General features: G+C 64.7%; 18 protein-coding genes and 1 riboswitch. Of the genes, 5 read left to right on the top strand and 13 right to left on the bottom strand.

Translation table 11 applies throughout. The features are described from left to right. Positions 1-4 precede the first annotated feature (4 nt). The 8 genes from GJ695_RS19800 to GJ695_RS19765 all read right to left on the bottom strand — a co-directional run bounded on the left by GJ695_RS19800 (position 5) and on the right by GJ695_RS19765 (position 7,905). Complete coding sequence (locus GJ695_RS19800) at positions 5-220, bottom strand: DUF4266 domain-containing protein (RefSeq protein WP_154367717.1); 216 nt, start codon at positions 218-220, stop codon at positions 5-7. Beyond that, positions 217-705, bottom strand: coding sequence for a TlpA family protein disulfide reductase (locus tag GJ695_RS19795; protein WP_166455009.1), 489 nt, complete (start codon positions 703-705; stop codon positions 217-219). Before GJ695_RS19795 ends, GJ695_RS19800 begins: the two co-directional genes overlap by 4 nt. Continuing rightward, the gene (locus GJ695_RS19790) at positions 702-2,825 is read right to left on the bottom strand and encodes a choice-of-anchor D domain-containing protein (protein ID WP_154367715.1); all 2,124 of its coding nucleotides are present in this window, start codon (positions 2,823-2,825) and stop codon (positions 702-704) included. The genes GJ695_RS19795 and GJ695_RS19790 overlap by 4 nt, the downstream gene beginning before the upstream one ends. Positions 2,826-2,843: 18 nt before the next feature. After that, positions 2,844-3,164 carry a JDVT-CTERM system glutamic-type intramembrane protease MrtJ gene (mrtJ, locus tag GJ695_RS19785; RefSeq protein ID WP_371866580.1) on the bottom strand — a complete coding sequence of 107 codons (321 nt, stop codon included), beginning with the start codon at positions 3,162-3,164 and terminating at the stop codon, positions 2,844-2,846. A 95-nt stretch (positions 3,165-3,259) separates the two neighbouring features. Continuing rightward, a complete protein-coding gene (locus GJ695_RS19780) occupies positions 3,260-3,931 on the bottom strand; it encodes a GNAT family N-acetyltransferase (protein ID WP_154367713.1) in 672 nt (223 codons plus the stop codon). After that, positions 3,928-5,181 carry a multifunctional CCA addition/repair protein gene (locus tag GJ695_RS19775; protein WP_154367760.1) on the bottom strand — a complete coding sequence of 418 codons (1,254 nt, stop codon included), beginning with the start codon at positions 5,179-5,181 and terminating at the stop codon, positions 3,928-3,930. Before GJ695_RS19775 ends, GJ695_RS19780 begins: the two co-directional genes overlap by 4 nt. A gap of 4 nt (positions 5,182-5,185) precedes the next feature. Then, complete coding sequence (locus GJ695_RS19770) at positions 5,186-5,905, bottom strand: glutathione S-transferase family protein (protein WP_154367711.1); 720 nt, start codon at positions 5,903-5,905, stop codon at positions 5,186-5,188. Between the two features lie 26 nt (positions 5,906-5,931). Next, on the bottom strand, positions 5,932-7,905 hold the full coding sequence (locus GJ695_RS19765) for a lytic transglycosylase domain-containing protein (RefSeq protein WP_166455010.1): 1,974 nt from the start codon (positions 7,903-7,905) through the stop codon (positions 5,932-5,934). Between the two features lie 30 nt (positions 7,906-7,935). Here GJ695_RS19765 and GJ695_RS19760 point away from each other — a divergent pair, with 30 nt between their 5' ends. Next, positions 7,936-8,583, top strand: a complete 648-nt coding sequence (locus tag GJ695_RS19760; RefSeq protein WP_154367709.1) for a 5-formyltetrahydrofolate cyclo-ligase — start codon at positions 7,936-7,938, stop codon at positions 8,581-8,583. Between the two features lie 85 nt (positions 8,584-8,668). Here the strand turns inward: GJ695_RS19760 and metF are convergent, their stop codons facing one another. The 3 genes from metF to ahcY are packed head-to-tail and all read right to left on the bottom strand — an operon-like array spanning position 8,669 to position 11,318. Further along, positions 8,669-9,496 carry a methylenetetrahydrofolate reductase [NAD(P)H] gene (gene metF, locus GJ695_RS19755; protein ID WP_154367707.1) on the bottom strand — a complete coding sequence of 276 codons (828 nt, stop codon included), beginning with the start codon at positions 9,494-9,496 and terminating at the stop codon, positions 8,669-8,671. Then, positions 9,489-9,839, bottom strand: coding sequence for a phage holin family protein (locus GJ695_RS19750; RefSeq protein WP_154367704.1), 351 nt, complete (start codon positions 9,837-9,839; stop codon positions 9,489-9,491). The genes metF and GJ695_RS19750 overlap by 8 nt, the downstream gene beginning before the upstream one ends. 51 nt (positions 9,840-9,890) lie before the next feature. Further along, positions 9,891-11,318 (bottom strand): adenosylhomocysteinase, encoded by a 1,428-nt coding sequence (gene ahcY / locus GJ695_RS19745; protein ID WP_154367702.1) that lies wholly within the window; start codon positions 11,316-11,318, stop codon positions 9,891-9,893. A gap of 28 nt (positions 11,319-11,346) precedes the next feature. After that, positions 11,347-11,414, bottom strand: a riboswitch (S-adenosyl-L-homocysteine riboswitch). Between the two features lie 113 nt (positions 11,415-11,527). On the opposite strand from ahcY, the gene GJ695_RS19740 reads away from it, so the two are divergent. Further along, positions 11,528-12,040: a hypothetical protein gene (locus tag GJ695_RS19740; RefSeq protein ID WP_154367700.1), complete on the top strand. Its 513-nt coding sequence runs from the start codon at positions 11,528-11,530 to the stop codon at positions 12,038-12,040. 132 nt (positions 12,041-12,172) lie between these two features. On the opposite strand, the gene metK is transcribed toward GJ695_RS19740, so the two are convergent. Then, positions 12,173-13,339 (bottom strand): methionine adenosyltransferase, encoded by a 1,167-nt coding sequence (gene metK, locus GJ695_RS19735; protein WP_154359681.1) that lies wholly within the window; start codon positions 13,337-13,339, stop codon positions 12,173-12,175. Between the two features lie 173 nt (positions 13,340-13,512). Here metK and GJ695_RS19730 point away from each other — a divergent pair, with 173 nt between their 5' ends. The 3 genes from GJ695_RS19730 to dapF are packed head-to-tail and all read left to right on the top strand — an operon-like array spanning position 13,513 to position 16,110. Then, positions 13,513-14,364, top strand: coding sequence for a lysophospholipid acyltransferase family protein (locus GJ695_RS19730; protein ID WP_154367698.1), 852 nt, complete (start codon positions 13,513-13,515; stop codon positions 14,362-14,364). Beyond that, the gene (locus GJ695_RS19725; RefSeq protein WP_154367696.1) at positions 14,361-15,239 is read left to right on the top strand and encodes an LpxL/LpxP family acyltransferase; all 879 of its coding nucleotides are present in this window, start codon (positions 14,361-14,363) and stop codon (positions 15,237-15,239) included. Before GJ695_RS19730 ends, GJ695_RS19725 begins: the two co-directional genes overlap by 4 nt. A 7-nt stretch (positions 15,240-15,246) precedes the next feature. Next, positions 15,247-16,110, top strand: a complete 864-nt coding sequence (gene dapF / locus GJ695_RS19720; protein WP_154367694.1) for a diaminopimelate epimerase — start codon at positions 15,247-15,249, stop codon at positions 16,108-16,110. Positions 16,111-16,118: 8 nt separating this feature from the next. Here the strand turns inward: dapF and GJ695_RS19715 are convergent, their stop codons facing one another. Then, positions 16,119-17,558, bottom strand: a complete 1,440-nt coding sequence (locus GJ695_RS19715; protein WP_154367692.1) for a tetratricopeptide repeat protein — start codon at positions 17,556-17,558, stop codon at positions 16,119-16,121. Positions 17,559-17,567 lie beyond the last annotated feature (9 nt).

Here is a 17,567-nt window from a genome sequence, read left to right as displayed (position 1 = left end):
GCTTTCAATTGCAGCCGCAACCGCCGCCGCCCACACCGGCGCCGCCGGACGAGGCTTCGCGGCTGGTGTAGATATGGTCGTCGTAGCGGTTGAACAAAGTGCTGTCCTTGAAGGTCATCTCACTGCGCGCAAGCGTACCCTTCTCCCATGGCTGCACATTGCCGAGCGAGGCGCAGCCGCTCAGTGCAGCCAACAGCATCACAGACAGTGCGGCCTTCATTTGACGGCTCCCAGCGCGGACTGGATTTTGCTTTCCAGTTCGGCGCGATCGGCCTCGCGGAAACCGGAATGCTCCAGCAGCACCTTGCCGTCCGGCCCTATCAGCACGCTGCTCGGCATGCCCTTGATGCCGTAGTTGCGCGGCGTGGCGCCCTGCGGATCGAAGGCGATGGCGAAGCGCGCCGGCGTCGCGGTCAGGAACTGGCGCGCATCATCGCTCTTGGCGTCGACGTTGACGCCAACGATCTGCAGGCCCTTGGCGCCATACTTGGCCTGCATCTCGTTCATCCACGGGAAGGACTGGCGGCATGGTCCGCACCATGAGGCCCAGAAATCGACGTACACCACTTTCCCCTGCAGCTTGGCCAGCTTGATTGCGCCGTCCACGCCCGGCAGGTCGAACTGCGGCGCCGGAGCGCCTTTCTCCAGCGCCTGGGCAGAGGATGCCGCCAGCGCGGCGGCAAGCATCAGCATCTTCCATTTCATTTCACGTCTCCTTTACGACGACGCCATACGATGACGAACAGCGACAGCACCAGCAGCGCTGCCAGCGTAGGATCGGTCACGTCCTGCGAAGCGGAGCAACCGCCGCCGCCATGGTTGGATGGCGCTGCGTTCGGCATCGCGGTCACACCCTGGCCGCTCAGCGCGATATTCCAGCTCGGGCCGCCGTTGCTGGCCTGGATGGTCGCGGTGCCGTTGCTGGCGCCCGCATTGGTGGGTGCGTAGCCGATCACCAGGTCGCACGACGCGCCGGCTTGCAGGGTCACCGGGAACGCGGCGCAGCCGGTGCTGTCCGCCACGACAGCGAATGGACCACTGAAGGTGGCCGCCGACAGCGTCACCGCTGCGGCGCCGCTATTGGTCAGCGTGAAGCGGCGGGTGGCTGCGGCAGCGCCGATCGTCACCGAACCGTAGTCGAAGCTCTGTGGATTGATCGTCAGCGATGGTGCGGTGACCACCACAGCCACGCCATTACCGTTCAGCGCCAGATGGAACTGGGCGCCGCTGTCGGTCACCAGCATCAGGTCCGCGCTGCGGGCGCCGGCCGCCGTCGGCTTGAAGGCGGTGGTGATGGTGCAGGTGGCGCCGGAACTGACCGAAGCGCCGGCCGCGCAGGTGCCGCCGACAACGAAGTCGCCCGGCTGGCTGCCGCCCAGCGTCAACGTCGAGATCTTCAACGCGGCGTTGCCGGTGTTACCCAGCGTCGTCGTGTGTTCGGCGGCGCTGCTGCCGACCTGCGTATCAGCGAAGGCGATCGGACCGGTTTCCGACAGCATCGGCTTGGCCGTCGCTTGCGTGGTGCCGGTGCCGGTAATACCCACTTGCAGCGCTGGCGCATTCGATGCCACTGCCAGCGTGGCGGTGACCGCGCCTTCCACGGTCGGCGCAAAGCTCACGGTGGCGACGCAATTGGCGCCGACCGCCAGCGTCGTGCCGCAGTTACTGTTGCTCAGGGTGACCGCTGGCGAACCGGTCACGCCAACGCTGCCAATGTTCAGCACCACGTTGCCGGTATTCGCCAGCGTGATCGCCTGCGAGACAGCGGCCGCGCCGATGGTTTGCGAGCCGAAGGCCACGGCGGAAGGCGTGGCGCTCAAAGCAGGCGCCGGTGCTGCGGCGGTGCCGGTCAGGTTGACCGTGGCCGTACCGCCACCGTTGGAGGCGTTCGATGCGAATGTCAGGCTGGCGACAATGGCGCCGGCGCTGGTTGGCGTTGCCTGCAGGGTCACCGTGCAGTTGCCGCCCGCCGCCACCGCAGTGCCGACAGCGCAGCTGCCGCCGCGCGTGATGATGCCGGCGTTGGCGCCGCCCAGCGTGATGCCGGTGAAGTTAAGCGCCGCCTGGCCACTGTTGGTGACGGTGATGGTCGACACCGCCGACGCCGTACCGGTCAGCAGCTTGCCGAAATCGACGCTGGCCGCCGACAGCGCGATGGTCGCCTGCGGCGTCGCGTTGCCGGTGCCGTTCAGCGTCACGACGCTGCTGCCGCCGGTGGCGTTGTGGGTGATGGTCAGCGTGGCCGCGCGCGCGCCGGCCGCCGTGGGTTTGAAGGTCGCCTGCACGGTGCAATTGGCGCCGGCCGCGATGGACGCGCCGTTGGCGCAGCTGCCGCTGCCCAGCGCGAAATCTGCCGCCGCCGCACCGCCGATGCCGATGGTGCCGATGTTCAGCGCGGCGTTGCCGGTGTTGGTCAGCGTGGCCGACAACGGCGCGCTGACCTGGCCGATGTTGGCGCCGCTGAAGGTCAGCGTGGTCGGCGCCAGCGATGCCGCCGGCGCTGCCGTCACACTCGGATTACCGATGAAGGCCGCCAGGTCGGCGATTTCCGCCGCCGAGAATTTGCCGCTGAACAGGCTGCCCATACCGCCCAGGTTGGCGGCGAAGGCGTTGGAGATGACCGACGGCTGGTTGGCCGCAGCCAGGATGCCGTTGACGTTATTGGCCGGCGTTGGGCCGTGACAGGAAGCGCAGGTCGCGCCCCCGCTCACCGGGCCATTCAGGTACAGGCTCTTGCCGTTCAAGGCGTCCGCTGCATGCGCTCCTTGCCATGCCAGGCCAAACAGCAGGGCGGCCGACGCCACCCGCGCTATCAATCGATTCATGCCACTCTCCAGTTGAAGTTATAGACCGCAGACTGAGATGGCAAACGCGTTCATGGCACTATGGGCGACGGCGCACCAGCGCCAGCTGCGGGTACGCTGGTACAGCAGCGCCAGCGCCAGCCCCGGTATGGTCACCGCCAGCGAATGCGGCCAGCCGGAGCGCAGGTGCAGCAGGCCGAAGGTCGCCGCCGACACCAGCACCGGCGGCGCCACCGCCTGCGGCGCGCGCCGCATCAGCCACTCCTGCAAGCCCGCGCGCACCACCACCTCCTCCAGCACGGGGGACAGCACGAGCAGCAGCAGGAGCTGCCGTCCATAGAACTCAGGGATCGACCACACGGAATGTAGAACCTTTGCTTGCACATCTAGTCTGGCCGTGTATTCCGGCCAATGTGGCGAAGGTTCTAAGAATGCTTAAATTATTTTCGGCCGGGTTATTTTCGGCCAATGAGGCGCCCCAGCCATTTGACGGCGATGCGCTTGTTGGCTTTGTAGGTGTAGTCCAGCACCGCGAACTGTTCGTGCAGGGCCTCCTGCAGCATGCTGGTGGGATCGGCCGGCAGCAATTTGAGATAGGCGTCGGCTTCACCATAATCGCGATGGATTTCCATGCCGGCTTTTTTCGCGATGTGCATCATGGTCTTGTTGGACGACAGGCAGTGCATATACAGCGTGTCCACGTCGTTGTTGCGGCAGTGGATGGCGGCGCGCTCGAACAGCCGCGAGCCGACGCCCAGGCCGCGCGCCGAGCGGCTGACCGAGACGCCGAACTCCGCCACCCGTTCCTTGTCGGTGACCGTGCTCGATTCGTCGCGCGGCGCAAACGCCAGGTGGCCGACGGCGACCAGCTTGAATACCCGGTTGTAGACGCCGAACACCATGTCGCGCGAGAAAGCGATACCGTTGACGTAGTTGGTGACCTGTTCATCCGGCAGCACGGAGCCGAAGCGCAGCAGGCGATCACTGTCCTCCAGCTCCAGGAAATGCCGCAGCATGCGGCGGCGGTCGCGCTCGCGCAGTTCCTTGACCAGTACCGTCGGCCGCTTGCCGTTGCGGTGCTTACCCCAACGGCGCAGCGGATTCTGGAACAGGTCGGAGGAATTCATTCAGGCGACTGATCGTCATCGACCAGCTTGAGCGCCAGCTTGACGGCGGAAACGCGTGCCGCGTGGACGCGCTCGGGAATGCGCTGCGGCTGCCCGGCGCAGGCTTGTGCGATCTCGCCGGCATTGACCCCGCGCGCCGCCGCCAACGCGGTTTCCAGAACCGCCATCTGCGGGAACGGCGCATCGGCATAACTGCCGCTTGGGCCGATGCGGCCGCGCGCATCGCACTCGGTCGCTTGCAGCATCTGCACGAAGCGCACCGGCTTGCGGAAAGCGTCGCAGCGCTCCAGCAGCTTGACGATGGTGTTGGCGCGCAGTTGCAAGCCACGTCCCACGTTGCCATGCTCGCGCGCCGTCATCACCGCCAGGTCGCGGCACTCGGTCGGTACGCGCAGGCGTTTGCATACATTCTCCACCAGCTTGACGCCCAGGTCTTCGTGGCCGTGGTGCGAGGGCCATTTGTCGGACGGCGTCACGCCCTTGCCCAGGTCGTGCATCATGCAGGCGAAACGCACCGGCAGTTCGCGTTCCAACCTGGCCGAGCAGTCGATCACTTGCAGCACGTGGACGCCGGTGTCGATTTCGGGATGCCATTTCTCCGGCTGCGGCACGCCGAACAGCACATCCACCTCCGGCAGGATGCGCGCCAGCGCGCCACAGTCGCGCAGCACTTCCAGCATGCGCGACGGCTTGGCTTCCATCAGCCCGCGCGACAGTTCCTGCCACACGCGTTCCGGCACCAGCGCATCGACTTCGCCCTGTGCCACCATCTGCTTCATCAGCGCATTGGTTTCCGACGCCACGGTAAAGTCGCTGAAGCGCGCGGCGAACCGCGCCAGGCGCAGGATGCGTACCGGATCTTCAGCGAAGGCATCTGACACATGGCGGAAGACGCGCTGTTCGATATCGCGCTGGCCGCCATACGGATCGGTCAGCGTGCCGTCGTCGGCGCGGGCGATGGCGTTGATGGTCAGGTCGCGCCGCACCAGATCTTCTTCCAGCGTGACGTCGGCCGAGGTGTGGAACACAAAACCCTTGTAGCCCGGCGCGGTTTTGCGCTCGGTGCGCGCCAGCGCGTATTCCTCCTGCGTTTTCGGATGCAGGAACACCGGGAAGTCCTTGCCCACCGGACGGAAGCCCTTGGCGATCATTTCATCCGGCGTGGCGCCGACCACTACGTGGTCATGGTCCTTGACCGGCAAACCAAGCAGCGCGTCGCGCACCGCGCCGCCGACAACATAAGTACGCATCATCTCAATCCGGCATGTCGGCGTCGTGCTTGGGCGCCGTTTCGGTTTCGGCCAGCGCCTCGCTGACCCAGCGCGCCACCGCAGGATGGGCCAGCACGCGCTGGCAGTAGGCGTCCAGCGCCGGCGCCAGCGTTACGCCATAGGTGCGGAAGCGCAGCACCACCGGCGCGTAGAAGGCGTCGGCCAGCGAGAACTCGCCGAACAGGAACTGGTGATGGCCGAAGCGCGACAGGCACTCTTCCCAGATTTCGCTGATACGGCCGATATCGGCCTGGGTGCCCGGCGTGCGGCCCTTGCCAGGATAGCTGCCGCGGATATTCATCGACATCGAGTTGCGCAGGTCGCTGAAGCCGGCGTGCATCTCGGCGCATACCGAGCGCGCGATGGCGCGCGCCGCCACGTCCTGCGGCCACAGATGCAGCTCGGGGAACTGCTCGGCCAGATATTCGCAGATGGCCATGCTGTCCCAGATGGTCATCTCGTCGCCGGCCAGCAGCACCGGCACGCGGCCGGAGGCCGAGTAGCTGCAAATGCGGTTGGCGGTGTCTTCGCGGTCCAGCAGCACGCGCACTTCCTGGAACGGAATGCCGAAGGCGACCATCGCCACCCACGGCCGCATCGACCACGATGAATAATTTTTATTCCCGATGACCAGCGTCAGGCCAGGCGAACGCGCCGCTTCCAGGGTTTGCGTCAGGCTGGGATCAAGTTTGGTAGTCTGCATGGTGGTACGTCCTGTATGGTGAACAATCAGCGCGGAACGAAGCTGGTTTCCTGCTCTTCCGCTTCTGTGTAGCCTTTCGGTGCGACGGTGCCCAGGCGCGCCTTCAGCGACTGCGGCCGCCCTTCAAACAGCGCCGCGTAGTAGGTGGAATTCGACATCACGTTCTTGACGTAAGTGCGCGTCTCGACATATGGAATCGACTCGATGAAGACGGTGCTGTCCATCGGCTTGGTCAGCGTGGCGCGCCAGGTGCGCAGGCGGCCCGGCCCGGCGTTGTAGGCGGCGGTGGCCAGCACCTCGTTGCCGTCCATATTCCCCAGCACCATGTTCAGGTAGTTCGTGCCCAGCATGATGTTGTAGCGGACGTCGCTCAGCATCTCCTGCGCGAAATCGGTCAGGCCGATCTTCTTGGCCACCCAGCGGCCGGTGGATGGCATCACCTGCATCAGGCCCGAAGCGCCAACGTGCGACTGCGCATCCATGATGAAGCGCGACTCTTGCCGGATCAGGCCATATACCCAGGCCTTGTCGAGGCCCAGCGTCTGCGTGGCCGGATGCATGACATCGTTGTGCGGCGACGGGAAGCGCTGCGTGTAGTCGACCTGGATGCGCGTGCGCTCCGAGGTATTGACCATGCGGTCGAGGATATTGTTCTGGCGTGCGTATTCGGCGGCGGCCAGGTGTTCGCGTTCGCTCAGGCCGCGCAGGCCCCAGTTCCATTCACGCGTGCCTTCGAAACGCAGGCGCATGTTGAAGAACTTCAGCGCGCGCTGGAAGTTGGGGTTGGCCGCGATCGGCGCGATTTCCGCCGGCGTGATCGGCGCGCCGGCTGCAGGAATCGTAATCAGCTTGCCGGATTCCTCCAGCGCCAGCTGGCCGTAGTAGTTGGACTGGTCCGAGATGCTGCGGAACAGTTGCAGCGCTTCGCCGGTGGGCTGGCTGGTGACGCCGTCACGCGCCATCAGCGCGCGGGCCAGCCAGTAGACCCAGGTCTGTTCGCTGCGCAGCGATGCCGGCATGGCGCGGATATTGTTTTCCACCTGGCGCCAGTCGCCGTTGCGCAGCGCGATGCGGGTCTTCCACTGAATCTGGTCGATCGACAGCGGGGCGCCGTTGGCGCGCTTCCAGTAGTCGGTGGTTTCCGGCGCCAGCGTGTACGACGATTGCAGCGCGATCGCGGCCCAGCCCTGCTGCTGTTCCTGCGGCGTCATTTTCGGCGAAGCCTTGTTCAACGCCAGCACCGCCAGCTTGGTGCTGGTCTTGGCCAGGCGGCCGATGGCGACGATGTAGATCTGGTGTTCGACCTTGCCGGCGCCGATACCCTTGGCGACGGCCAGCGTCGGCAGGTCCACCGCCTGCACGGCTTTCTTTTCCGGGCCGTCCAGCAGCGCGACGATGCGGCGCGCCTGGCCGGTGGCATTGTGCTCGCCCGAGAGGCGCAATTGCGCATACAGGTCGTCGGTGGTGAACTGGCCGTTCTGGTACAGGGTGGCGATCAAATCGGCGCACGGCTGGCCGTAGACGCTGGGCGCGGTCAGCAAGGCGCGCGCTTCGTCGGCGACCTTCTGGCCCTTGAGCGCGCGCGAGATCAGCGCGTAGCATTTGACCTGGGTGTCGTCGTTCAGCACGAACAGCGGATACTGTTCGTCAAAGGTGGCCCAGTCGCGCTTGCGGCCCAGTTCCAGCAGCCAGTCGTTACGCAGGCGGTCGACGATGGCCTGGCCTTGGTAGCGCTGGAAAAAATCGCGGATTTCCGGCGCGGTGACATCCTTCAGGCGGGATTTCAGCCGATAATAATCGACGTAGGACGGAATGGAATAGCTGGTCAGGCGGGCGGCGTAGAAATCCACTTTGCTGGCGTCGTCCTGGCGTACAGCGTCGCGCAGCAGCAGGAAGGAATCGTCGTCCCTGCGGCTGTCTGCGCTGATGTCGTCGGCGTGGGCAAACGTGGTGAAGGCAACGACCAAGGCGCCGGCAATCCATTTCGAAGCAGAAATCACTGTGAAACTCTCTAAAGTCTTGAACCAAATATGACCAGCGACCCTAGAATACCACGCAGCGCGTCCGTCTCACCAGTACAGAAGGCGGATTTGCGCAGGCAGCTCCTGACCGCGCGGCGCGCTCTTGACGGCACCGCGCGCGCGGCCTGGGACCGGGCGATTGGCGAACAGGTGGTGGCGTGGTGGAAGGCGGCGCGGCCGCCGGCGCTGGGTGTGTATTGGCCGTTGCGCGACGAGCCGGATTTGCATGCGGCGTATGCGGAGCTGGAGCGTCTGGGTGCGCGGTTGCTGCTGCCGGTGGTGGTGCGGAAGGATGCGGCGCTGGAGTTCGCGGAGTGGCGGATTGGCGAGGCCATGGTCAAGGATGCCATGGGGGTGGCGGTGCCGGCTGATTTGCGGCTGCAGGCGGCGTATCCGCCGGCGTTGCTGGTGCCTTGTCTGGGATTTAACCCGGAGGGCTACCGGCTGGGATATGGCGGCGGATTCTATGATCGCACGTTGGCGCGGCAACCCCGGCCGCGCGCACTCGGCATCGCATACAGCAGCTTGCAAATCGCTTTCGCCGCGGACGCACACGATGTGGCGCTGGACTGCGTGCTCACCGAAATCAGCGGCCTTCAACCCGCACTGCGGCCAGCAGGGGGCCGGCCCACTGGGCCGGCGGGGCGAAGCCCCTGACCTGCCCCTGGGTCAGACCCCACGTCTCCGGTTTGCGGGTTGGCTCACTCAAGTTGTGAAGGAGCGACAGGGGTAGGTTCGGGGGTTAGACCAAGCGTTGCCACAACGCTGTCGTCGCCGCCGCCTGGTTCATGCTATAGAAGTGCAACCCCGGCGCCCCACCCTGCAGCAACCGTTCGCACAACGCCGTCACCACATCCAGCCCAAAGGCCTTGATCGACACCGAATCATCGCCAAAACTGGCCAGCTTCAACCGCACCCAACGCGGAATCTCGGCGCCGCACATGTCCGAAAAACGCATCAGCTGCGTGTAATTCGTAATCGGCATGATGCCCGCCACGATCGGCACATCAATCCCCAGCTTGCGGGTCTGCTCGACAAACTGGAAATACGCATCCGCATTATAAAAATACTGCGTGATCGCCGCATTCGCACCGGCCTTGATCTTGCGCTCGAACGCCAGCAAGTCATCCTGCGGCGACTTGGCCTGCGGGTGCACTTCCGGATACGCCGCCACTTCGATGTGGAACCAGTCGCCCGTCTCCTGGCGGATGAACTCCACCAGCTCGTTCGCATAGCGGAACTCGCCCGCCGCGCCATAGCCGCTCGGCAGATCGCCGCGCAGCGCCACAATGCGCTTGATGCCGTGCGACTTGAACTCGCTGAGGATCTCGCGGATCGACTCGCGCGTGCCGCCCACGCAGGACAGGTGCGGCGCGGCCTGCTCGCCGGCGGCCAGGATCTCGACCACCGTGTCCAGCGTGCCGCGCTGCGTGCTGCCGCCAGCGCCGAAGGTCACGGAGAAATATTTAGGCTTCAGCTCGGACAGCTTGGCGCGCGTGACGCGCAGCTTTTCCGCGCCTTCCGCCGTTTTCGGCGGAAAAAATTCGATACTGAAATTCGGATTATCCATCTGAGTTCTTCAAAAGTAAGGTAGACAGAGCCCAGGAAATAATGCTGTACAACACGGCGCCACCGACGGCGGACAGGAAGCTGTCAACGTGGAAACCATCCACCCATTGCGCCACCAGCCAGAACATGAAGCCGTTGACGATGAAGATGAACAGGCCCAGCGACAACAAGGTCACGGGCAACGTCAGCAACAGCAGCACAGGTCGTATCAGCGTATTGACCAGGCCCAGTACAAGAGCCGCGACGAGGGCTGCGCCTATGCTTGTGACATCGACGGAATGCATCAGGTAAGGCACTGCCAGCAAGGCAACTGCATTGATTAACCAGGTAAGGACCAAACGCATAAGAAGTTCTCGCTGCAAAAAAAGCGGGGCCAGCGGCCCCGCCCTTAACGATTAATAACGGTAGTGATCTGGCTTGTACGGACCTTCCTGCGTCACGCCGATGTAGTCGGCCTGCTCCTGGGTCAGCACGGTCAGCTGCGCGTTCAGTTTTTTCAACTGCAGGCGCGCCACTTTTTCGTCCAGATGCTTCGGCAGCACGTACACGCCGACCGGGTACTTGGCGGTGTTGGCGTACAGCTCGATCTGGGCGATGGTCTGGTTGGCGAACGACGACGACATCACGTACGACGGGTGACCCGTGCCGCAACCCAGGTTCACCAGGCGGCCTTCGGCCAGCAGGATGATGCGCTTGCCCGATGGGAAGATCACGTGATCGACCTGCGGCTTGATGTTTTCCCAAGTGTATTTCTTCAGCGCGGCGACGTCGATCTCGTTGTCGAAGTGGCCGATGTTGCAGACGATGGCCTGATCCTTCATCTTGAGCATGTGCGCTTCGGTCAGGATGTGGTAGTTGCCGGTGCAGGTGACGAAGATGTCGCCGTGTTCGGCAGCGTAGTCCATGGTCACGACGCGGTAGCCTTCCATCGCGGCCTGCAGTGCGCAGATCGGATCGATCTCGGTCACCCACACTTGCGCCGACAGCGCGCGCATGGCCTGGGCCGAGCCCTTGCCGACGTCACCGTAACCGGCGATGACGGCGACCTTGCCGGCGATCATCACGTCGGTGGCGCGCTTGATGCCGTCGACCAGCGATTCGCGGCAGCCGTACAGGTTGTCGAATTTCGACTTGGTGACGGAGTCGTTGACGTTGATGGCCGGGAAGGCCAGCTTGCCTTCCTTGTGCATCTGGTACAGGCGGTGCACGCCGGTGGTGGTCTCTTCGGTCACGCCCAGGATGTGCGGCAGACGCTTGGAGTACCAGGCCGGGTCGATCGCCAGGTGGGCCTTGATGGCGTTGAACAGGCAGATTTCTTCTTCCGAGCCAGGCGCGGCCAGCACCGAGATGTCTTTTTCAGCGCGGGCGCCCAGGTGCAGCAGCAGGGTGGCGTCGCCGCCGTCGTCCAGGATCATGTTCGAGTAGACCGGGTTGCCCGAGGCGTCGGCTGGCCACTCGAAGATGCGGTGGGTGTAGTCCCAGTATTCGTCCAGGGTTTCGCCCTTGATGGCGAACACCGGGGTGCCGGCGGCGGCGATGGCGGCGGCGGCGTGGTCCTGGGTCGAGTAGATGTTGCACGACGCCCAGCGGACGTCGGCGCCCAGCGCTTCCAGCGTCTGGATCAGCACGGCGGTCTGGATGGTCATGTGCAGCGAACCGGTGATGCGTGCGCCTTTGAGCGGCTGGGCGGCGGCGAATTCCTCGCGGATCGCCATCAGGCCAGGCATTTCGGTTTCGGCGATCTTGATTTCTTTGTTGCCCCATGGCGCCAGGGAGATGTCGGCGACCAGGTAGTCTTGAGCGGTTTTGAGTACGGCGTTCATCACGCCCTCCTTTCATGTGTTGAAAAAAGTAACGTGAGCGCGGTTTGGATCTCCGAGCCTGGCGAAAGCTAGTTCGTCGCAGCGCTCCTCGGAACGTGCATTTTAGCATCGTTAAGCCCGGAAGGCGACAACAATCCTGCCGTTTGCGCTGGCGCAGAGGCCTGGCGCCGGCGTCATCCTATAGTGGATTTTTTGCACATGAGCGCATCATGGAGACCGATCCACGCGACGCCATCTGGGACGAGGCGCATGACTTGCTGTACAACGTCCGCTATACCGCTGGGATAGAAAGAGCATTGCTGGCGCGCTGGACCTGGCTGGACAGCATCACCAAGATTGCGGTCGCCGTCTCGTCCGGCGGTGGTGCGCTGGCCGGCCTCGTATTCTGGAAAAACAGCGACTATACTTTTCTATGGCCTGTATTTACGTCTGCCAGCGCATTGCTGGCTATCGTATCCAGACAATTATCGGTCGCGGAAAAGGTCAACCGCCATGCAACTGCCGCCACCGGTTTGACGTTGTTAGCCGTCAATGTTGAAAGCCTGGTTGTTCGCATGAAGGTCAATCCCTCATTTTCCATTACCGAATTTGAGAAGAAATTACTGGGCTTGCGCGACAAATACGGCAGCGAATACAGCAAATTGCAGCACGACCTGCTATTGACGGAAAAAATACGCGTCAATGTGCAAGACAAGCTCAACAAATCAATAACCATCGCATAACGCTGAGAAGGAACCATCATGGATGACGATTTCCACCGTCGATATTTGCCGCCCAAACCGCCGCCGCCGCCGCCTGCGCGGCCCAAATAAAAACGCCCCGGAGTCCGGGGCGCTTGGCTTCATGCGGGGCGATTACTTCAGGCCGGCTGCGTCGCGCAGGATGGCGGCCTTGTCGGTGCGCTCCCAGCTGAATTCCGGCTCTTCGCGGCCGAAGTGGCCGTAGGCGGCGGTCTTGGCGTAGATCGGACGCAGCAGGTCCAGCATCTGCACGATGCCTTTCGGACGCAGGTCGAAGTGCTCCATCACCAGCTGGGCGATCTTGTCGTCCGGGATCACGCCGGTGCCTTCGGTGTACACGGTGATGTTGATCGGACGCGCCACGCCGATGGCGTACGACACCTGCACCTGGCACTGGCGCGCCAGACCAGCCGCCACCACGTTCTTGGCCACATAACGCGCCGCGTAGGCCGCCGAACGGTCCACCTTCGACGGATCCTTGCCCGAGAACGCGCCGCCGCCGTGCGGCGATGCGCCGCCGTAGGTGTCGACGATGATCTTGCGGCCGGTCAGGCCGCAGTCGCCCTGCGGGCCGCCGATGACGAAACGGCCGGTCGGGTTGACCAGGTATTTGGTGTCTTGCAGCCACTCTTTCGGCAGCACCGGCTTGATGATCTCTTCGATCACCGCTTCTTCAATTTGCTTGTGCAGCATTTCCGGCGCATGCTGGGTCGACAGCACCACGGTGTCCACCGCGACCGGACGGCCGTTGACGTAACGCAGCGTGACTTGCGACTTGGCATCCGGACGCAGCCATGGCAGGCGGCCGTCCTTGCGCAGCTGCGACTGGCGCTCGACCAGGCGGTGCGCGTAGTGGATCGCGGCGGGCATCAGCTCGGCGGTTTCATCGCAGGCGTAGCCGAACATCAGGCCCTGGTCGCCAGCGCCCTGGTCCAGATCGAGGCCGGCGCCTTCGTCCACGCCCTGGGCGATGTCCGGCGATTGCTTGTCGTAAGCCACCAGCACGGCGCAGCCGCGGTAGTCGATGCCGTAGTCGGTGTTGTCGTAGCCGATGCGTTTGATGGTTTCGCGGGCGACACCGATGTAGTCGACATTGGCGTGGGTGGTGATTTCACCTGCCAGCACGACCAGGCCGGTGTTGCACAGCGTTTCGGCTGCTACACGGGCTTTTGGGTCCTGGGCCAGAATCGCGTCAAGGATGGCGTCGGAAATCTGGTCAGCAACCTTGTCTGGGTGACCTTCCGAAACGGATTCCGAGGTGAAAAGATAATCATTAGACATCGCAAGCTCCTGATATGGTTTGAGAAACGGTCGCATACCAACACGGCTTGCGACGCTTTAGCGATATTTATATCCCGCATCGCAAGTTGTCATTAACTCAGCGGTTACTACTTAACGTGGTATTTTACGCTTTTTTAAAAAAGCTTGCTTCTAACACAGGGCAGAATTTTCTCATGCTGGTTCCCATCTTCCGTTTTCTCTCGATTTTCCCCCTGTCCTTCCTGCACGCGGCCGGCGCCGCGCTGGGCTGGCTGGTGTACTGGGCCTCGCCGTCCTACCGCCGCCGCATGCGCGACAACATGGCGCAGGCCGGCTACAGCCAGTACCTGTCGGCCGCCGTGGCCGAAGCCGGCAAAAGCATGTTCGAGCTGCCCTTCATCTGGTGCGCCGATCCGGCCCGCGTGTCGCGCCACGCCACCCTGGAAAACTGGGAACTGGTGCAGACCGAGCTGGACGCCGGCCGCGGCATTGTGTTCATGACGCCACACCTGGGCTGCTTTGAAATCGTCGCCCAGGAAATCGCCCTGCGCACCGAACTGATGGTGATGTACCGGCCGCCGAAAAAAGCCGCGCTCAAGCCGCTGATCGAAGGCGCCCGCGCGCGCAAGAACCTGCTGCTGGCGCCGGCCACCATGTCCGGCGTGCGCATGCTGGCCAAGTTCCTCAAGAAGGGCCAGCCGGTCGGCGTGCTGCCCGACCAGGTGCCGCAGGAAGGCGAAGGCGTGTGGGCCAAGTTCTTCGGCCGCGATGCCTATTCGATGACCTTGCCGGCCAAGCTGGCCCTGCTGGGCGACGCCACCGTCATCATCACCTACGCCGAGCGGCTGTCGGGCGGACGCGGCTATGTGGTACGCTTCGTGCCCTTTGACGGCACGCTGGACGGCGACAACGCCGCCCAGGCGCAAGCGATCAACAGCGCCATGGAGCGCCTGATCGCCCGCAATCCGTCGCAATATTACTGGAGCTATAACCGCTACAAGGTGCCGCACGGCATAGCCGCACCGGTGGCGGGAGAACACGCATGAAACTGACGTTGGGATTGATGTGGCTGCTGCACTGGCTGCCATTGCCGCTGCTGGGCCGCTTCGGCGACGCCATCGGCACCTTGTTGTTTGCGACGCTGCGCTCGCGCCGTCACATCGCGCTGACCAATCTGCGCCTGTGCCTGCCGGAGCTGACGGAAGCCGAACGGGTGGACATCGCCCACCGCCACTTCCAGGCCTACTCGCGCAGCGTGTGGGAACGCGCGGTGCTGTGGTGGGCGCCGGAAGCGCGCCTGAAACGCCTGATCCGGATCGACCCGAACGGCGTGATTCCCGTCGCCGAGATGACGGACAAGCCGACCATCCTGCTGTGTCCGCACTTTGTCTGCCTGGACGTGGCCGGCGCCTCGATCGCCATGGAAGCGAGCGCCTCGTCGATGTACGTGACGCAGAAGAACGCCGCCTTCGACCAGGTGCTGCGCGCCGGCCGCGCCCGCTTCAAGCCGGTCAAGCTGTTCACGCGCCAGGATGGCATCAAGCCCATCCTGCGCGCGCTGCGCGACAAGCTGCCCTACTTCATGCTGCCGGACATGGATTTCGGCGAAAAGGATGCCGAGTTCGTGCCCTTCTTCGGCGTCGAGGCGGCCACGCTGACCGCCACCGCCCGCATCGCCGCCACCACCGGCGCGCAGGTGATGCCGGTGATCGCCACCTTCCTGCCGAATTACCAGGGATGGCGTGTGAAATTCTACCCGGTGTGGGACAATTACCCGGGCGACGACATGGTGGCCGCCACCCGCCGCATGAACCAGTTCATCGAGGAGCGCGTGCGCGAAGCCCCGGCCGAATATTTCTGGACCCACAAACGTTTCAAGACCCGCCCGAACGGCGAGCCTTCGCTGTACAGCAAAAAATAAACCGCCCATGAAACTCAAATTCACCAAAATGCACGGCGCCGGCAATGACTTCGTCGTCATCGACGGCGTCAACCAGCACATCGACTTCACGCCAGCGCAGTGGAAGCTGCTGGGCGACCGCCGCTTCGGCGTCGGCGCCGACCAGATCCTGCTGGTGGAAAAGCCGACCGAGGCCGGCTGCGATTTCCGCTACCGCATCTTCAACGCCGACGGCGGCGAGGTCGAGCAGTGCGGCAACGGCTCGCGCGCCTTCGTCAAGTTCGTCTCGGAGAAGGGCCTGACCGACCAGCGCAGCATCACCGTGCAGACCAAGGCCGGCGTCATCGCGCCGCGCCTGGAGGCGGACGGCAGCATCACCGTCGACATGGGCGCGCCGATCCTGGAACCGGGCCGCGTGCCGTTCGACGCCGACGGCCTGCAGGGCGAGCCGCAAGGCCGCGACACGCTGTGGCCGCTGGTGCTGGAACTGGGCGGCGCCCGTGAAAGCGTGCTGATTTCGGCGGTGTCGATGGGCAATCCGCACGCGGTGCAGGTGGTCGATGATGTCGACGCCGCGCCGGTGGAGCTGACCGGCCCGCTGATCGAGCACCACGTGCGTTTCCCGAACCGCGTCAACGCGGGATTCATGCAGATCATCGACCGCCAGCACGTCAGGCTGCGCGTGTTCGAGCGCGGCGTCGGCGAAACGCTGGCCTGCGGCACCGGCGCCTGCGCGGCGGCGGTGGCCGGCATCCGCCGCGGCCTGCTGGACAGCCCGGTGCGCATCGACGCGCGCGGCGGCCAGCTGTCGATCAGCTGGGAGGGCGAAGGCCAGCCGGTCTGGCTGACCGGCCCCGCGGTGACGGTGTTCGAAGGTGAAATCGAGATTTAAGCCGTGCTTCAGGCAGCGGCCAGCAACTCGTCCGCCACGCCCGCCGGCAGCCAGGTCTTGAGCCGGTACAGGCGCTGGCGGTAGTTGCCTTCCCAGCCGTCCGGTCCGCTGTCGATGGCTTCAAACAGGCGCACGATGCGGTCCAGCGCCTGCCGCTCGCGCGCCGTGCGCAGCAGCACCAGGCGGCGCTTGCTGCGGCCATAGCTGGCACGGATATCCACCACCAGGCAATGGCCCTGGTCGGCAGCCTTCACATCCAGCAATAACGCTTCCGCCCGGCTCAGGCCGAACAGCGCGGCCAGCTCCAGCCGCGCCGCCAGCAAAGGCTGGCTTTCCAGCAGTTCCCGCGTCAGGCAGGTGACGATGCTGGTGATCCAGTCCGCTTCCTTGGCCACGCACGCCACCCGCTCCAGCGCGGCTTCCGCTCCCGGGCAGCCCTGCGCGGCGGCCTTCTGCAGCCAGTAGGCGGCGCGCACGTCGCTGTGCGCGTCGGTGCGGCGGTTGCGCCAGGCGTAGATGCCGCACTCCAGCTGCGCGCCGCAATGGCCCATCTCGGCCGCCCGCTCCAGATAGCCTTGCGCCTCGGCCACGCAGCGCTGCGAAAATTCCGGTTTCAGATAGATGCGCGACAGCGCGAACCACGCTTCCGCCAGCCCCTGCTCGCCGGCCAGCGTCAGCCAGCGGATGGCGCGCTTGAAGTTGACGGCGGCAATGCCCTGGCTCTGGCGCTTGCCTTCGCCATCCATGCGCGCAAACCACAGGCCCAGCGCCAGCTGGGCGTTGCGCTCGCCGCCGTAGGCCGCCAGTTCGCGGCACTGCTGCAATGCGGCGTCGCTGTCGGCCGGCGCCAGCAGTTCGGCGCAGCGCGCCAGCAATGCCAGCAGTTGCGGCGCCGGCTGCCAGTCGGCCATGCGCGCCGCTTCGGCGTCGGCCGGCGCGGCGGCCAGCAGCGGCCGCAGCAAGGGACGCGCCTGTTGCAGAAACGCCGCGTGGCTTTGCTGCCACAACTGGTCCAGCTGCGCCTGCTGTTGCGCGGTCAGCGCGTGGTCGCCATGCAACGGCGATGACGGCGAACGCTGCAACGTGGACGGGCGTGATGGCGGCGGCGCCACGCTGTGCTGGCACAAGGGCGCCGGCGCGGGCGGCCGCGCCAGCTCGGCCAGCACCTGCCCGGCCGCCGCGATGCCCTCGTCGCAGGCGCGCTGATACCAGCGCAGCACGTCGGGGGCGCAGTGGCGGGCCACTTCAACGGGAATATGGCTGCCGATCAGGCGCCACGCCTCGTCGCGCTCCTGGCGCGCGGCGCGCTCCAGCCAGTGCAGCGCGGTCGGCACATTACGCGGCAGGCTGGCGCCACCGAACAGGTACAGCTTGCCCAGCGCCAGTTGGCAATCCGCGTCTCCGGCGCGGGCGCCCCTGATGATCCCTAACTCTTCTCGATTGGCCATTATCTCTGC

Source organism: Duganella alba (genome assembly GCF_009674495.1).
GTDB classification, from domain to species: Bacteria; Pseudomonadota; Gammaproteobacteria; order Burkholderiales; family Burkholderiaceae_D; genus Rugamonas; species Rugamonas alba.
The sequence above is the reverse complement of the archived record's forward strand: the minus strand, read 5'-3'. Positions and strand labels throughout refer to the sequence as shown.

Excerpts from the sequence above, each read along its gene's own strand:
- GJ695_RS19800 (WP_154367717.1), bottom strand. The coding sequence starts at position 220 with ATGAAGGCCGCACTGTCTGTGATGCTGTTGGCTGCACTGAGCGGCTGC.
- GJ695_RS19795 (WP_166455009.1), bottom strand. The coding sequence starts at position 705 with ATGAAATGGAAGATGCTGATGCTTGCCGCCGCGCTGGCGGCATCCTCT.
- GJ695_RS19790 (WP_154367715.1), bottom strand. The coding sequence starts at position 2,825 with ATGAATCGATTGATAGCGCGGGTGGCGTCGGCCGCCCTGCTGTTTGGC.
- GJ695_RS19780 (WP_154367713.1), bottom strand. The coding sequence starts at position 3,931 with ATGAATTCCTCCGACCTGTTCCAGAATCCGCTGCGCCGTTGGGGTAAG.
- GJ695_RS19775 (WP_154367760.1), bottom strand. The coding sequence starts at position 5,181 with ATGCGTACTTATGTTGTCGGCGGCGCGGTGCGCGACGCGCTGCTTGGT.
- GJ695_RS19770 (WP_154367711.1), bottom strand. The coding sequence starts at position 5,905 with ATGCAGACTACCAAACTTGATCCCAGCCTGACGCAAACCCTGGAAGCG.
- GJ695_RS19760 (WP_154367709.1), top strand. The coding sequence starts at position 7,936 with ATGACCAGCGACCCTAGAATACCACGCAGCGCGTCCGTCTCACCAGTA.
- metF (WP_154367707.1), bottom strand. The coding sequence starts at position 9,496 with ATGGATAATCCGAATTTCAGTATCGAATTTTTTCCGCCGAAAACGGCG.
- GJ695_RS19750 (WP_154367704.1), bottom strand. The coding sequence starts at position 9,839 with ATGCGTTTGGTCCTTACCTGGTTAATCAATGCAGTTGCCTTGCTGGCA.
- ahcY (WP_154367702.1), bottom strand. The coding sequence starts at position 11,318 with ATGAACGCCGTACTCAAAACCGCTCAAGACTACCTGGTCGCCGACATC.
- GJ695_RS19740 (WP_154367700.1), top strand. The coding sequence starts at position 11,528 with ATGGAGACCGATCCACGCGACGCCATCTGGGACGAGGCGCATGACTTG.
- metK (WP_154359681.1), bottom strand. The coding sequence starts at position 13,339 with ATGTCTAATGATTATCTTTTCACCTCGGAATCCGTTTCGGAAGGTCAC.
- GJ695_RS19730 (WP_154367698.1), top strand. The coding sequence starts at position 13,513 with ATGCTGGTTCCCATCTTCCGTTTTCTCTCGATTTTCCCCCTGTCCTTC.
- GJ695_RS19725 (WP_154367696.1), top strand. The coding sequence starts at position 14,361 with ATGAAACTGACGTTGGGATTGATGTGGCTGCTGCACTGGCTGCCATTG.
- dapF (WP_154367694.1), top strand. The coding sequence starts at position 15,247 with ATGAAACTCAAATTCACCAAAATGCACGGCGCCGGCAATGACTTCGTC.
- GJ695_RS19715 (WP_154367692.1), bottom strand. The coding sequence starts at position 17,558 with ATGGCCAATCGAGAAGAGTTAGGGATCATCAGGGGCGCCCGCGCCGGA.